This window comes from Streptococcus oralis subsp. dentisani (assembly GCF_002096615.1).
Classification (GTDB): Bacteria; Bacillota; Bacilli; order Lactobacillales; family Streptococcaceae; genus Streptococcus; species Streptococcus oralis_U.
Genome location: NZ_NCUX01000028.1, coordinates 1 through 13,662 on the forward strand (window position 1 = coordinate 1; position 13,662 = coordinate 13,662).

General features: G+C 41.2%; 14 protein-coding genes, 1 tRNA gene, 1 rRNA gene, 1 other RNA gene and 1 pseudogene. 16 read left to right on the forward strand and 2 right to left on the reverse strand.

Annotated features, from left to right (window positions below; all coding sequences use genetic code 11):
• The 5 genes and pseudogenes from rrf to B7708_RS02000 form a co-directional block, all read left to right on the forward strand.
• A 5S ribosomal RNA gene (gene rrf, locus B7708_RS01980) occupies positions 1-95 on the forward strand; the annotation flags it as partial.
• 5 nt (positions 96-100) lie between these two features.
• Positions 101-174: transfer RNA gene (locus tag B7708_RS01985), tRNA-Asn, on the forward strand.
• Positions 175-359: 185 nt separating this feature from the next.
• A pseudogene (gene tnpA, locus B7708_RS01990) lies at positions 360-875 on the forward strand (IS200/IS605 family transposase).
• A 316-nt stretch (positions 876-1,191) separates the two neighbouring features.
• Complete coding sequence (gene comW, locus B7708_RS10000) at positions 1,192-1,425, forward strand: sigma(X)-activator ComW (RefSeq protein WP_000939517.1); 234 nt, start codon at positions 1,192-1,194, stop codon at positions 1,423-1,425.
• A 239-nt stretch (positions 1,426-1,664) separates the two neighbouring features.
• On the forward strand, positions 1,665-2,951 hold the full coding sequence (locus B7708_RS02000) for an adenylosuccinate synthase (RefSeq protein WP_084973373.1): 1,287 nt from the start codon (positions 1,665-1,667) through the stop codon (positions 2,949-2,951).
• A 484-nt stretch (positions 2,952-3,435) separates the two neighbouring features.
• On the opposite strand, the gene B7708_RS02005 is transcribed toward B7708_RS02000, so the two are convergent.
• On the reverse strand, positions 3,436-3,981 hold the full coding sequence (locus B7708_RS02005; RefSeq protein WP_131200686.1) for a hypothetical protein: 546 nt from the start codon (positions 3,979-3,981) through the stop codon (positions 3,436-3,438).
• A gap of 266 nt (positions 3,982-4,247) precedes the next feature.
• Here B7708_RS02005 and tadA point away from each other — a divergent pair, with 266 nt between their 5' ends.
• The 8 genes from tadA (at position 4,248) to B7708_RS02045 (ending at position 9,543) form a co-directional block, all read left to right on the forward strand.
• Complete coding sequence (gene tadA, locus B7708_RS02010) at positions 4,248-4,715, forward strand: tRNA adenosine(34) deaminase TadA (RefSeq protein WP_084973375.1); 468 nt, start codon at positions 4,248-4,250, stop codon at positions 4,713-4,715.
• Positions 4,716-4,747: 32 nt separating this feature from the next.
• An RNA gene (gene ffs / locus B7708_RS02015) (signal recognition particle sRNA small type) lies at positions 4,748-4,842 on the forward strand.
• A gap of 59 nt (positions 4,843-4,901) precedes the next feature.
• The gene (locus B7708_RS02020; RefSeq protein ID WP_084973377.1) at positions 4,902-5,345 is read left to right on the forward strand and encodes a dUTP diphosphatase; all 444 of its coding nucleotides are present in this window, start codon (positions 4,902-4,904) and stop codon (positions 5,343-5,345) included.
• A gap of 1 nt (position 5,346) precedes the next feature.
• On the forward strand, positions 5,347-5,862 hold the full coding sequence (locus tag B7708_RS02025; RefSeq protein WP_084973378.1) for a histidine phosphatase family protein: 516 nt from the start codon (positions 5,347-5,349) through the stop codon (positions 5,860-5,862).
• Between the two features lie 13 nt (positions 5,863-5,875).
• Positions 5,876-7,237: a DNA repair protein RadA gene (gene radA / locus B7708_RS02030; protein ID WP_081021137.1), complete on the forward strand. Its 1,362-nt coding sequence runs from the start codon at positions 5,876-5,878 to the stop codon at positions 7,235-7,237.
• A 72-nt stretch (positions 7,238-7,309) separates the two neighbouring features.
• Positions 7,310-7,804, forward strand: a complete 495-nt coding sequence (locus B7708_RS02035; protein WP_084973562.1) for a beta-class carbonic anhydrase — start codon at positions 7,310-7,312, stop codon at positions 7,802-7,804.
• Positions 7,805-8,018: 214 nt separating this feature from the next.
• Positions 8,019-8,987, forward strand: coding sequence for a ribose-phosphate diphosphokinase (locus B7708_RS02040; RefSeq protein ID WP_084973380.1), 969 nt, complete (start codon positions 8,019-8,021; stop codon positions 8,985-8,987).
• A gap of 118 nt (positions 8,988-9,105) precedes the next feature.
• Positions 9,106-9,543, forward strand: a complete 438-nt coding sequence (locus tag B7708_RS02045; protein ID WP_084973382.1) for a CoA-binding protein — start codon at positions 9,106-9,108, stop codon at positions 9,541-9,543.
• Between the two features lie 29 nt (positions 9,544-9,572).
• Here the strand turns inward: B7708_RS02045 and B7708_RS02050 are convergent, their stop codons facing one another.
• Positions 9,573-10,583, reverse strand: coding sequence for a YeiH family protein (locus B7708_RS02050; RefSeq protein ID WP_084973383.1), 1,011 nt, complete (start codon positions 10,581-10,583; stop codon positions 9,573-9,575).
• 151 nt (positions 10,584-10,734) lie between these two features.
• On the opposite strand from B7708_RS02050, the gene B7708_RS02055 reads away from it, so the two are divergent.
• The 3 genes from B7708_RS02055 to plsX are packed head-to-tail and all read left to right on the forward strand — an operon-like array spanning position 10,735 to position 13,660.
• Positions 10,735-11,904, forward strand: coding sequence for a pyridoxal phosphate-dependent aminotransferase (locus B7708_RS02055; protein WP_084973385.1), 1,170 nt, complete (start codon positions 10,735-10,737; stop codon positions 11,902-11,904).
• Entirely contained in the window at positions 11,901-12,671 is a 771-nt protein-coding gene (gene recO, locus B7708_RS02060; protein WP_084973387.1) for a DNA repair protein RecO, read from the forward strand. The genes B7708_RS02055 and recO overlap by 4 nt, the downstream gene beginning before the upstream one ends.
• Positions 12,668-13,660 (forward strand): phosphate acyltransferase PlsX, encoded by a 993-nt coding sequence (gene plsX / locus B7708_RS02065; RefSeq protein WP_084973389.1) that lies wholly within the window; start codon positions 12,668-12,670, stop codon positions 13,658-13,660. The genes recO and plsX overlap by 4 nt, the downstream gene beginning before the upstream one ends.
• Positions 13,661-13,662: the final 2 nt, after the last annotated feature.

Below are 13,662 nucleotides of genomic sequence, written 5' to 3' on the forward strand. Positions count from 1 at the left end.
GATACACCTGTACCCATGCCGAACACAGCAGTTAAGCCCTAGAACGCCGGAAGTAGTTGGGGGTTGCCCCCTGTGAGATATGGAAGTCGCTTAGCTTTTATCCGCCATAGCTCAGTTGGTAGTAGCGCATGACTGTTAATCATGATGTCGTAGGTTCGAGTCCTACTGGCGGAGTCAGATAAAAAGAACACCATTGGTGTTCTTTTTCTTTATGTGACTATTAGTCCTTCTCGCTCCGTAAGGTGCGAGACAAATAAACCACCCGCTATGCGGGTGCGCATCGAAGGTTATACCAAAAAAACTCCAAATGCGATACAATAAAGGTGTTCAAGCCAATTGTAAAGCGAAAGGAGAAAAATATGGCACAAAAGGCACATAGTTTATCACACACAAAGTGGATGTGTAAATATCACATTGTGTTCAGCCCTAAGTATAGACGAAAAGTGATCTATAATCAATATCAAAGTAGTTTAGGCGAAATATTTCATCGTTTGTGCAGCTATAAAGGTGTTGAAATTATCGAAGGTCACTTGATGCCTGATCATGTACATATGTTAGTAAGTATTCCACCGAGGATAAGTGTTTCAAGTTTTATGGGGTATTTAAAAGGCAAAAGTGCACTCATGATGTTTGATAAACACGCCAACCTCAAGTACAAGTTTGGGAACCGGCATTTTTGGGCAGAAGGTTATTACGTGAGTACAGTGGGACTTAATGAAGCCACAATTAAGAAATATATTCAAGATTAAAGAAATTATCCAGTGGATGATTTCTTCACGAGTATGAAAATTCGAGAACGAGTAAAGCATGATATAGCACTAGATAAATTAAGTGTAAAAGAATATGAGGATTCCTTTAGGGATAGTGGTAAGTAGTACCAAAGTCTCTTTAAGAGGCAGGTGACGAGTCAAGAGCAATGAGACTTGAACAAAGTGAAAGCCAGCGTCTTTAGGCGCTGGCTGGTAATTTGGGCTTATAGCCCTGGTGCAAACCATCCGTTTGACGGGTGGCCATGATTTTATAAATGAAGTAAACTTCTCAAAACTCAAAACTTAATTTTGGCATCTATAATTACCTTTATATTTTATTTTTAGTTCGTTTAGCTTTAAATTCTTCTTTTATAGGATTTGAAGCTTTTTTAGTTCGTTTTTCTGTTAGACTAGTGTTAATAATAAGAAAGGGTTTTTTTATATGCTTCAAAAATTTTATGAACGAGCATTTGTCTTTTTGAAACTAGTTGAACAAGAATATGCTTCTTTATGCCAGAGTTCTGCTGAGTGGGAATCACTTCATCTTCGTTTTTTACTTTATTACTTGATAAGATTTAGAATTAAAAGCGATAAAGAGTTTTGTTTATATCATTTTCAGACGGCCTATCGCTTGTATCTAGATAAATTCTTGCTAGAAGGTACTACTCTAAACTAGTGACGTTCATATATCATTTATCACGAACAATAATCTGTATTGATTTTATATTTTGTAGGATTTTGTTTAATTTTTAAGGTTTTGAATTTTGTTATTTACAGAAATTCCAAATCTTTTCCAGTGTTTCTTCTTGATAAAATGGTCTTTTTTTCTTATAATAAATTGTAAGATATAATTGCAGGTGAGACTCCTGCCATGTATATGAGAAAGGACGAGCTCCTAGTAGCTCAGACAAGATTATGACTTCAGTTGTTGTTGTAGGTACCCAATGGGGCGATGAAGGTAAAGGGAAAATTACGGATTTTCTTTCAGCTAATGCAGAAGTGATTGCTCGTTATCAAGGTGGTGATAATGCTGGTCACACAATTGTTATTGATGGCAAGAAATTTAAGTTGCACTTGATTCCATCTGGAATTTTCTTCCCTGAAAAAATCTCTGTTATTGGGAATGGGATGGTCGTGAATCCAAAATCCCTTGTGAAAGAGTTGACTTATCTTCATGAGGAAGGTGTGACAACAGATAATTTGCGCATTTCGGATCGTGCTCATGTCATTTTGCCATATCATATTGAATTAGACCGTTTGCAAGAAGAAGCTAAGGGCGACAATAAAATCGGGACTACTATCAAGGGTATTGGTCCAGCCTATATGGATAAAGCTGCTCGTGTTGGGATTCGCATTGCAGATCTTTTGGATAAAGATATTTTCCGTGAACGCTTGGAACGCAATCTTGCGGAAAAGAATCGTCTGTTTGAAAAATTGTATGACAGTACCCCTATTTCAATTGATGATATTTTTGAAGAGTACTATGAGTATGGCCAAAAAATTAAGCAGTATGTGACAGATACATCTGTTATCTTGAACGATGCGCTTGATAATGGTAAACGTGTACTTTTTGAAGGTGCACAAGGTGTCATGTTGGACATTGACCAAGGCACTTATCCATTTGTTACTTCTTCAAACCCTGTCGCTGGTGGTGTGACAATTGGGTCTGGTGTTGGTCCAAGTAAAATTGATAAGGTTGTAGGTGTATGTAAAGCTTATACGAGTCGTGTAGGTGACGGACCTTTCCCAACTGAGTTGTTTGATGAAGTGGGAAATCGCATTCGTGAAGTAGGTCATGAGTATGGTACAACAACTGGCCGTCCACGTCGTGTGGGTTGGTTTGATTCCGTTGTGATGCGTCATAGTCGCCGTGTATCTGGGATTACCAATCTTTCATTGAATTCTATTGATGTTTTGAGCGGTTTGGATACTGTGAAAATCTGTGTGGCCTATGATCTCGATGGTCAACGTATCGACCACTACCCAGCTAGTCTTGAACAGTTGAAACGTTGCAAACCTATCTACGAAGAATTGCCAGGTTGGTCAGAAGACATTACTGGAGTCCGTAATTTAGAAGACCTTCCTGAGAATGCACGTAACTATGTTCGTCGTGTGAGTGAATTGGTTGGCGTTCGTATTTCGACATTCTCAGTAGGTCCTGGTCGTGAACAAACCAATATTTTAGAAAGTGTTTGGTCTTAAGAAAATTTTTAAGATTTATTTAAGACAGGTCGGGTATACTATAGACAGTTACAAGAAGACCTCCTAACTTGTTGTAACAAATATCCTAAACTTTTCTTTTTCATAATAATCTCCCTACTAAGTCACCCCATTGGGTGGCTTTTTTTTAGTTCATAAGTCCTATATAGGCTTCTACATGACTTTTTAAGATAAAGAAAAAAACAGTGGGATAGAAATCTCTAGACCAAGTCTCGATTTGGTAAACCTATATCTGTAAGATTTCAACGTTTGAGTAAATTGGTTAATGTTGTGAATGGAGAAAAGAAGTTTTGGTAAAAGTAGCTTTTTGAATTCTAAAATACCAACAAACAGTTCAATCTACTAATAAATTATAGGTGTATAACTAAGCAAAAATGAGGTTGGGATTTTTGATCCCAGCCTCTTCAGTGAACTATTTTCTTTAGAATTTATAAGTTAGATAAAATTAAATTTTTTGTAAATTAGCTTATTTGATAACTTGGTTTCCTGATTTGTCATTTTGAATTTGGTTCATTTCGTGCATAAAAACATCTGCTTTCAGTTTATCTGTGATGATACTGACACTTATTAGCTTATTTAGATTTTTCTCATATCCTTCTAAAAAAATAGGATTTCTAATTTTCATGGTTAACTTTGCACAATTAAAGGGACGTTTTTTAATGGTTATTTGTTCGATATCTTGAAGTTTAAATTGATAATGTAATACGCTGAGGCCTCTGCTACTATAGGTATAATACTGAACAGTATTGTTTTTATGAACTTCTAATTTTACTCCATTTATGAAGAGATAATACCCCATAAAACATAGAAGAAGTGGAGCATAAATCAGTACGATTGCTATAATAATCTTGTCTGTAAAATCGGTATTATAAGCTATCAGATGCTTTAGAATCCAGAGAATCATAACAGATAAAGATATCATGAATGGTCCCCCTGTTCTATTAAATTGATTTTTATATGGAAACATTAAGGTAAATTTTGGTTTATCCAGTAATAACTCTAATTTCATCATTTACCCTTTCATATTGTTTATTGTATAAATTTCAGTATATTCATTTCTTGAACTTTCTATGTCAGTTATCTCCATTATTTTAAGTTCATGATTTCTGATTTTCTATCAATTTTGTTAATATTATACTCTTTTTAAAACATTATTTCTACAATCCAGCGATTTGATACTATCTAAAGTTAGTCACTGTAAATATTTATAGAGCTCTTTTTTTGTCTAGGAAAACATGCTATAATGATAGAATTGATAAGCAGGAAAAGAGAGAAACTATGGATTATACAGTTGAAGAAAAAGAAGCCTTTATGAGAGAGGCTTTGAGAGAGGCTGAGATTGCCTTAGAACACGATGAAATTCCAATTGGTTGTGTGATTGTCAAGGATGGAGAAATCATTGGTAGGGGGCATAATGCGCGTGAGGAATTACAGAGAGCAGTTATGCATGCGGAAATTATGGCAATAGAGAATGCGAACTTGAGTGAGGAAAGCTGGCGCTTGCTGGATTGCACTCTTTTTGTGACCATAGAGCCCTGTGTGATGTGTAGTGGGGCAATCGGGCTTGCCCGTATTCCAAACGTAGTCTACGGGGCTAAAAATCAGAAATTTGGCGCCGCTGGGAGCTTGTACGATATTTTGACAGATGAGCGTCTCAATCATCGTGTAGAGGTTGAAACGGGAGTTTTGGAGAGTGAGTGTGCAGGGATTATGCAGGATTTTTTCCGAAATCGACGGAAAAAATAATTTCTCTTTAAAAACAGAGGGGAATGTGGTATAATAAATAGTGGAGCAACAGTTCTGCGTGAAGCGGGTCAGGGGAGGAATCCAGCAGCCCTAAGCGAGTGTGAATTGTGTGCTCTTTTTTCGTGCTTTTTTCGAATAAATAAGATAAAATAGCCTAGAATAAATGATTATAGAAAAGAGAAAAATATGAAAATTCGTGGTTTTGAATTGGTTTCGAGTTATACAGATGAAAATTTACTACCGAAGCGTGAGACAGCTCATGCGGCTGGCTATGACTTAAAGGTTGCGGAACGCACTGTGATTGCTCCGGGAGATATTGTTCTCGTCCCAACAGGAGTCAAGGCTTATATGCAACCGACAGAAGTGCTCTATCTCTATGACCGTTCTTCAAACCCTCGTAAGAAGGGATTGGTCTTGATCAACTCAGTTGGCGTTATTGATGGGGATTATTATGGCAATTCCGGTAATGAGGGACATATCTTTGCGCAGATGAAAAACATTACTGATCAGGAAGTGGTTCTTGAAGTTGGGGAACGTGTGGTTCAGGCTGTCTTTGCACCATTTTTAATCGCAGATGGAGATGAGGCAGACGGTGTGCGGACTGGTGGTTTTGGATCGACAGGACACTAGGATGAAAATCATCTTTGTACGTCACGGGGAGCCAGATTACCGTGAGTTAGAGGAACGTTCTTATACAGGTTTTGGGATGGATTTGGCCCCCTTATCTGAGAAGGGACGACAACAAGCTCAGGAACTTTGCCAAAATCCCTTGCTACAATCAGCTAACCTACTAGTGTCTTCTGCGGTGACGCGAGCTTTAGAAACGGCTTCTTATGTAGCTTGTGCCACTGGGCTATCTTTGAGAGTTGAGCCTATGTTACACGAATGGCAGGTCTATGAAGCAGGAATAGAAAACTTTGAAAAAGCTAGAAGATTATTTTTAGAAAACAAGGGGGAGTTGCTTCCTAATAGCCCTATTCAATATGAGACAGCTGCGGAGATGAAGTCTCGTTTTCTAGAATGCATGACTAAGTATCGAGAACATCAGACTGTGGTAGTTGTCGCTCATCGAATGCTCATGCGCCAGTTTGTACCTAATGAAAAAATTGATTTTTGCCAAGTGATAGAGTGTGAGATAGAGATTTAGAAAGAGGTTTATCATCGCAAAGAAAAAAGCGACATTTGTATGTCAAAATTGTGGGTATAATTCCCCTAAATATTTGGGGCGCTGTCCAAACTGTGGATCTTGGTCTTCTTTTGTAGAAGAGGTTGAGGTTGCCGAGGTCAAGAATGCACGTGTATCCTTGACAGGGGAGAAAACCAAGCCCATGAAACTGGCTGAGGTGACTTCGATCAATGTCAATCGAACAAAGACGGAGATGGAGGAATTCAACCGTGTACTTGGAGGTGGAGTGGTACCAGGGAGTCTCGTCCTTATCGGTGGGGATCCAGGAATCGGGAAATCAACCCTTCTCCTACAAGTTTCAACCCAGTTGTCTCAAGTGGGAACTGTTCTCTATGTCAGTGGGGAGGAGTCTGCCCAGCAAATCAAGCTACGAGCAGAGCGCTTGGGGGATATTGATAGCGAGTTTTATCTCTACGCAGAGACCAATATGCAGAGTGTTCGTGCTGAGGTGGAGCGCATCCAACCAGACTTTCTCATTATTGACTCTATTCAGACCATTATGTCTCCTGAGATTTCAGGGGTGCAGGGGTCTGTGTCTCAGGTGCGTGAGGTGACGGCTGAGCTTATGCAACTGGCTAAGACTAATAACATTGCCATTTTTATCGTAGGGCATGTGACTAAGGAAGGAACCTTGGCTGGTCCGCGTATGTTGGAGCACATGGTAGATACGGTACTTTACTTTGAAGGGGAGCGCCACCATACCTTCCGTATCCTGAGAGCAGTCAAAAACCGTTTTGGTTCCACTAATGAGATTGGCATCTTTGAGATGCAGTCAGGTGGATTGGTTGAGGTGCTCAATCCGAGTCAAGTTTTCCTAGAAGAGCGTTTGGATGGGGCTACTGGTTCATCAATCGTGGTAACTATGGAAGGAACTCGTCCGATTTTGGCGGAGGTACAGGCTTTGGTAACACCAACCATGTTTGGAAATGCCAAGCGTACGACGACAGGACTTGATTTCAATCGTGCAAGTCTGATTATGGCTGTTTTGGAAAAACGAGCAGGGCTTCTCTTGCAAAATCAGGATGCCTATCTCAAATCTGCTGGTGGGGTCAAATTGGATGAGCCTGCCATTGACTTGGCTGTTGCGGTTGCTATTGCTTCTAGTTACAAGGACAAGCCTACCAATCCTCAGGAATGTTTTGTGGGTGAACTGGGCTTGACTGGAGAGATTCGGCGCGTGAATCGTATCGAACAACGCATCAATGAAGCGGCAAAACTGGGCTTTACCAAGATTTATGTACCCAAGAATTCCTTGACAGGAATCACTCCACCCAAAGAAATTGAGGTCATTGGTGTGACAACGATTCAGGAAGTTTTGAAAAAGGTCTTTGCATAATCCGTGACAAATCCTCTTAAAAATGATAAGATAGGAGAAATGTTTGATGATCAAATTTTTAAGGGGGAAATCGTGTCGTATTTTGAACAATTTATGCAAGCCAATCAGGCTTATGTTGCCCTTCATGGGAAATTAAATCTGCCACTTAAGCCGAAAACAAGAGTAGCAATTGTGACCTGTATGGACTCACGGCTACACGTCGCGCAAGCTCTGGGTCTGGCACTTGGGGATGCCCATATCTTGCGGAATGCGGGTGGTCGAGTAACTGAGGACATGATTCGTTCACTGGTGATTTCCCAGCAACAAATGGGGACAAGAGAGATTGTGGTGCTTCACCATACAGACTGTGGAGCTCAAACCTTTCAAAATGAAAGTTTTCATGAACATTTGAAACACGAGCTCGGAGTCGATGTGTCTGATCAAGACTTTTTACCATTTCAGGATGTGGAAGAGAGTGTGAGAGAGGATATGCAATTGCTTCGAGAATCTCCACTGATTCCTGATGATGTGTTTATTTCAGGTGCTGTCTATGATGTGGATACAGGGAGTATGAGAGAAGTATACTAACTTTGTCTCGAAAAAATCCCATCCTAGCATAAAATCGATTGTTAAAATGTAGCGATTTTAATTTTAATATAGCTAATATAAATTAGTAAAAAACAAGGGTATAAATGTTTGCTCTTGTTTTATTTTTGATTGAAAAATAAAGGAAAAAGCGCTACAATGGTAGATGGAAAATGTTGTGTAAAAAACAAGTGATACATAAATACCGGAGGAAATCATGTCTTTTTCTGATTTAAAGCTGTTTGCCCTTTCTTCTAATAGAGAATTGGCAGAGCGTGTGGCGCAAGAGATTGGGATAGAGTTGGGGAAATCAAGTGTTCGCCAATTTTCAGATGGGGAGATTCAGGTCAATATCGAAGAATCAATCCGTGGAAAACACGTCTTTATCCTACAATCAACTAGCTCACCTGTAAATGACAATCTGCTCGAGATTTTGATCATGGTAGATGCCTTGAAGCGTGCCAGTGCAGAATCTGTCAACGTTGTTATGCCTTACTATGGCTATGCACGTCAGGATAGAAAGGCGCGCGCGCGTGAGCCAATCACTTCAAAACTCGTTGCCAACATGTTGGAAGTGGCTGGAGTGGATCGTTTATTGACGATTGATTTGCACGCTGCACAGATTCAGGGATTCTTTGATATTCCTGTGGATCACTTGATGGGTGCTCCACTGATTGCGGACTACTTTGAACGTCGTGGCATGGTTGGCTCTGACTACGTGGTTGTCAGCCCAGACCATGGTGGGGTGACTCGTGCTCGTAAATTGGCAGAGTTTTTGAAAACTCCGATTGCAATTATTGACAAACGTCGTAGTGTAGACAAGATGAATACCAGTGAAGTGATGAACATCATTGGTAAGGTAGAAGGTAAGACTTGTATCTTGATTGACGATATGATCGATACAGCTGGAACCATTTGCCATGCAGCGGATGCTCTTGCTGAAGCAGGTGCTGTTGAAGTTTACGCAAGCTGTACGCACCCAGTACTTTCTGGCCCTGCTATGGATAATATCCAAAAATCAGCTATTAAGAAATTGGTTGTTTTGGATACTATCTACCTACCAGAAGAGCGTTTGATTGATAAGATTGAACAGATCTCTATTGCCCACCTCTTAGGAGATGCCATCGTTCGTATCCATGAAAAACGTCCTCTTTCTCCATTATTTAGTATCGAGAAAAAAATCTAAACTTTCACTTGAAGTAGACAGAACTCCTAGCAGGTTTCTTTTCTTGCTAGGAGATTTTTATAGTCAAAATCTGCAAACCTTTTCAAAATATGCTATACTGAGAAAAAGGAGGATTTCTATGAGTCAAGAATTTATCAATCCGAGTGATGGTGTGATTCGTCAGTATCTGGCGACCAGTAAAACGTTAGCGGTAGTGGGTTTGTCTGACCGTGAGGAAACAACTAGTAATCGAGTGACCAAGGAAATGCAGGCTCGGGGCTATAAAATCATTCCAGTTAATCCCAAGGCTGCAGGTGGGGAAATCTTGGGAGAAAAGGCTTATGCGAGTCTAACTGAGATCCCTTTTCCAGTGGATATTGTCAATGTATACCGACGTAGCGAATTTTTACCAGATGTGGCGCGTGATTTTCTCAAGGCTGATGCTAAAATTTTTTGGGCACAGCTGGGGCTTGAAAGTCTGGAGGCGGAAGAAATCTTGCGTGCTGGAGGATGCGATGACATCGTGATGAATCGCTGTATTAAGAGAGAACATACTCGCTTAATTCTTGAACAATAAAAAGGTAGCCAGTAGGCTACCTTTTTGTATTATAAAGTACCAATCAATGCTTGCATGCCAAGACTGGTGAGGATGATAGCAATCCAGCAAAGTGCTCCAAGAAGAATGGACTTGCCACTGGATTTGATCATAGCGATAAGATTGGTTTTGAGACCGATGGCACTCATGGCCATGATAATGAGGAATTTGGAGAGTTGTTTGAGAGGGGTAAAGAAGCTACTAGACACACCGAGAGAGGTAAGGAGAGTCGTTAAGAGAGAGGCCAGGATAAAATAAAGGATAAAAAGTGGGAAAACTTTTTTCAGTTGTACGCCTTGTTTATTTTTTTGTTGGCGGCTTTGCCAATAGGAGAGAAAGAGCGTGATAGGAATAATGGCAAGGGTGCGTGTGAGTTTCACAATGGTTGCAGACTCAAGGGTATTGGTCTGGTAGAGACTGTCCCATGCGCTGGCTGTGGCCGTTACAGAAGAAGTATCATTGACCGCAGTTCCTGCAAAGAGGGCAAAGCCTTCGTTGGATAAGTGAAGCCAGGTTCCTAGAGTTGGAAAGATGAGCGCAGCCAAGACATTGAAGAAAAAGATAACGGAGATGGCTTGGGCAACTTCTTTTTCCTTGGCATGGATAACGGGCGCTGTCGCAGCAATGGCAGAACCACCACAAATCGAAGACCCCACTCCAATCAAGGTAGCCAGTTTAGTATCCAAAGCAAAAAAGCGCTGGAAGAAGTAGGCGACAATCAAGGAAATCGAAATGGTGGAGAGGATAACAGGGAGCGAAGATTGCCCGACCGCGAAGACTTGTGAGATATTGAGTCCAAAACCGAGCAAGATAACGGCATATTGAAGCAATTTCTTGGAGCTAAAGGTCAAGCCAGCATCCAGTTGTTTGTAGGGTGATAGAAAAGGGTGAAGGAGCATCCCTATAAAGATAGCAAAGACAGGTGCTCCAATGACAGGAAAGAATCCTCCTAGGTACCAGGATATGATAGAAATGAGAAGGCAGGCCAAGATTCCTACCCCATTTTTTGATAAAAATGACATATAAACCTCCGAAAATAAGCACTTATTATTATAGTCCTGTCGAGAAAAAAAGTAAAATAGAAAGTGAAAATTCTTGATTTCAGATGGATTTTGCGGTCAGGGAGCTTTTGTAGTATAATAGTACTATGTTCTGTAAGCAAGGGGGATATCTATGGACTTAACCAAGCGCTTTAATAAACAATTAGATAAGATTCAAGTGTCCTTGATTCGTCAGTTTGATCAGGCCATTTCAGAGATCCCTGGAGTTCTGCGTTTGACCTTGGGAGAGCCTGACTTTACAACGCCAGATCATGTCAAGGAGGCAGCCAAGCGAGCGATTGACCAGAACCAGTCCTACTATACAGGTATGAGCGGTTTACTGACCTTGCGTCAGGCAGCTAGTGATTTTGTAAAAGAAAAATACCAGTTGGACTACAATCCTGAAAATGAAATCTTGGTTACTATCGGAGCGACAGAGGCTTTATCTGCTACTTTGACAGCTATCTTGGAAGAAGGAGACAAGGTACTCTTGCCAGCTCCTGCTTATCCTGGCTATGAACCCATCGTCAACCTAGTTGGGGCAGAGATTGTCGAGATTGATACAACTGAAAATGGTTTTGTCTTGACTCCTGAGATGTTGGAAAAGGCCATTTTGGAGCAGGGAGATAAGCTTAAAGCAGTCATTCTCAACTATCCAGCTAACCCTACAGGGATTACCTATAGTCGGGAGCAGTTGGAAGCCTTGGCAGACGTTTTAGGGAAGTATGAGATTTTCGTTGTTTGTGATGAGGTCTACTCAGAATTGACCTATACAGGGGAAAATCATGTGTCTCTAGGAACCATGCTGAGAGATCAAGCTATTATCATCAATGGCTTATCTAAATCTCATGCCATGACAGGTTGGCGTTTAGGTTTTATCTTTGCTCCTGCGGCCTTCACAGCTCAACTCATCAAGAGTCACCAGTACTTGGTTACTGCCGCAAACACTATGGCTCAACATGCTGCGGTAGAAGCTTTGACGGCGGGTAAAAACGATGCGGAGCCTATGAAGAAGGAATACATCCAGCGTCGAGATTATATTATCGAGAAAATGACTGCTCTTGGTTTTGAGATTATCAAACCGGACGGTGCCTTCTATGTCTTTGCTAAGATTCCAGCGGGCTACAATCAAGATTCCTTTGCTTTTCTGAAGAATTTTGCTCAGAAGAAGGCCGTTGCTTTTATCCCTGGTGCAGCCTTTGGACGTTACGGAGAAGGCTATGTGCGTCTGTCTTATGCAGCCAGCATGGAAACGATTAGAGAGGCCATGAAACGACTTGAGGAGTACATGAGAGAAGCATGATTCAGTCTATCACGAGTCAAGGTCTCGTACTCTACAATCGTAACTTTCGTGAGGATGACAAGCTAGTCAAGATCTTTACCGAGCAGGCGGGCAAGCGCATGTTTTTCGTCAAACACGCTGGTCAGTCCAAACTAGCTCCGGTTATTCAGCCCTTGGTGTTGGCTCGGTTCCTCTTGCGAATCAATGATGACGGGCTTAGCTACATCGAGGACTACCATGAGGTGATGACCTTTCCCAAGATTAATAGTGACCTCTTTGTTATGGCCTATGCGACCTATGTGGCAGCTCTTGCAGATGCTAGTTTGCAGGATAATCAGCAGGATGCTCCCTTGTTTGCTTTCTTGAGGAAGACTCTGGAGTTGATGGAAGCAGGGATAGATTATCAGGTCTTAACCAATATTTTTGAAATTCAAATATTGACTCGATTTGGAATCAGCCTTAATTTTAATGAGTGTGTCTTTTGCCATCGGGTCGGTCAGGCCTTTGACTTTTCTTTTAAATATGGAGCCTGCCTTTGTCCAGAGCATTATCATGAAGACGAGAAACGTTGCCATCTGAATCCCAATATCCCTTATCTGCTCAATCAATTTCAAGCCATTGATTTTGAAACCTTGGAGACCATTTCGCTTAAGGCCGAAATCAAGCAAGAGCTACGCCAATTTATGGATCAACTCTACGAAGAGTACGTTGGGATTCACCTAAAATCAAAGAAATTTATTGATTCCCTAGCAGACTGGGGACAATTACTAAAAGAGGAAGACAAATGAAAAAAATTGCAGTAGATGCTATGGGGGGCGATTATGCACCTCAAGCCATCGTTGAGGGTGTCAATCAAGCCCTGGCTGACTTTTCAGATATTGAGATTCAACTTTATGGAGATGAAAGCAAAATCAAGCAATATCTAACAGCGATAGAGCGTATCAGTATTATCCATACGGATGAGAAAATTGACTCAGATGATGAGCCGACAAAAGCAATCCGTAAGAAGAAAAATGCCAGCATGGTATTAGCAGCCAAGGCAGTCAAAGAGGGAGAAGCAGACGCCGTCCTCTCAGCTGGGAACACAGGTGCTTTGTTGGCTGCAGGATTCTTCATCGTGGGTCGTATCAAAAATATCGACCGTCCAGGACTCATGTCTACCTTGCCGACCATTGATGGCAAAGGGTTTGATATGCTAGATCTCGGTGCCAATGCGGAAAATACAGCCCATCATCTGCACCAATACGCGGTTCTAGGTTCCTTCTATGCAAAAAATGTTCGTGGGATTGCACAACCACGTGTTGGTTTGCTCAACAACGGAACAGAAAGCAGCAAGGGAGACCCGCTTCGTAAGGAAACTTATGACTTACTAGCGGCTGATGAAAGCTTGAATTTTGTCGGAAACGTGGAAGCGCGTGATTTGATGAATGGTGTTGCTGATGTTGTCGTAACAGATGGTTTCACGGGAAACGCTGTTCTCAAATCCATCGAAGGGACCGCTATGGGAATCATGGGCTTACTTAAAAATGCTATTACGGGTGGTGGCCTTCGAGCGAAGCTAGGTGCTCTACTTCTTAAGGATAGTCTTAGGGGGTTGAAGACACAGCTTAACTATTCAGATGTTGGAGGAGCAGTTTTGTTTGGTGTTAAGGCGCCAGTTGTAAAAACTCATGGCTCAAGTGATGCCAAGGCTGTGTACAGTACGATTCGTCAGATTCGTACCATGCTAGAAACAGACGTAGTTGCTCAAACTGCGCGTGAATTTTCAGGAGAATAAAA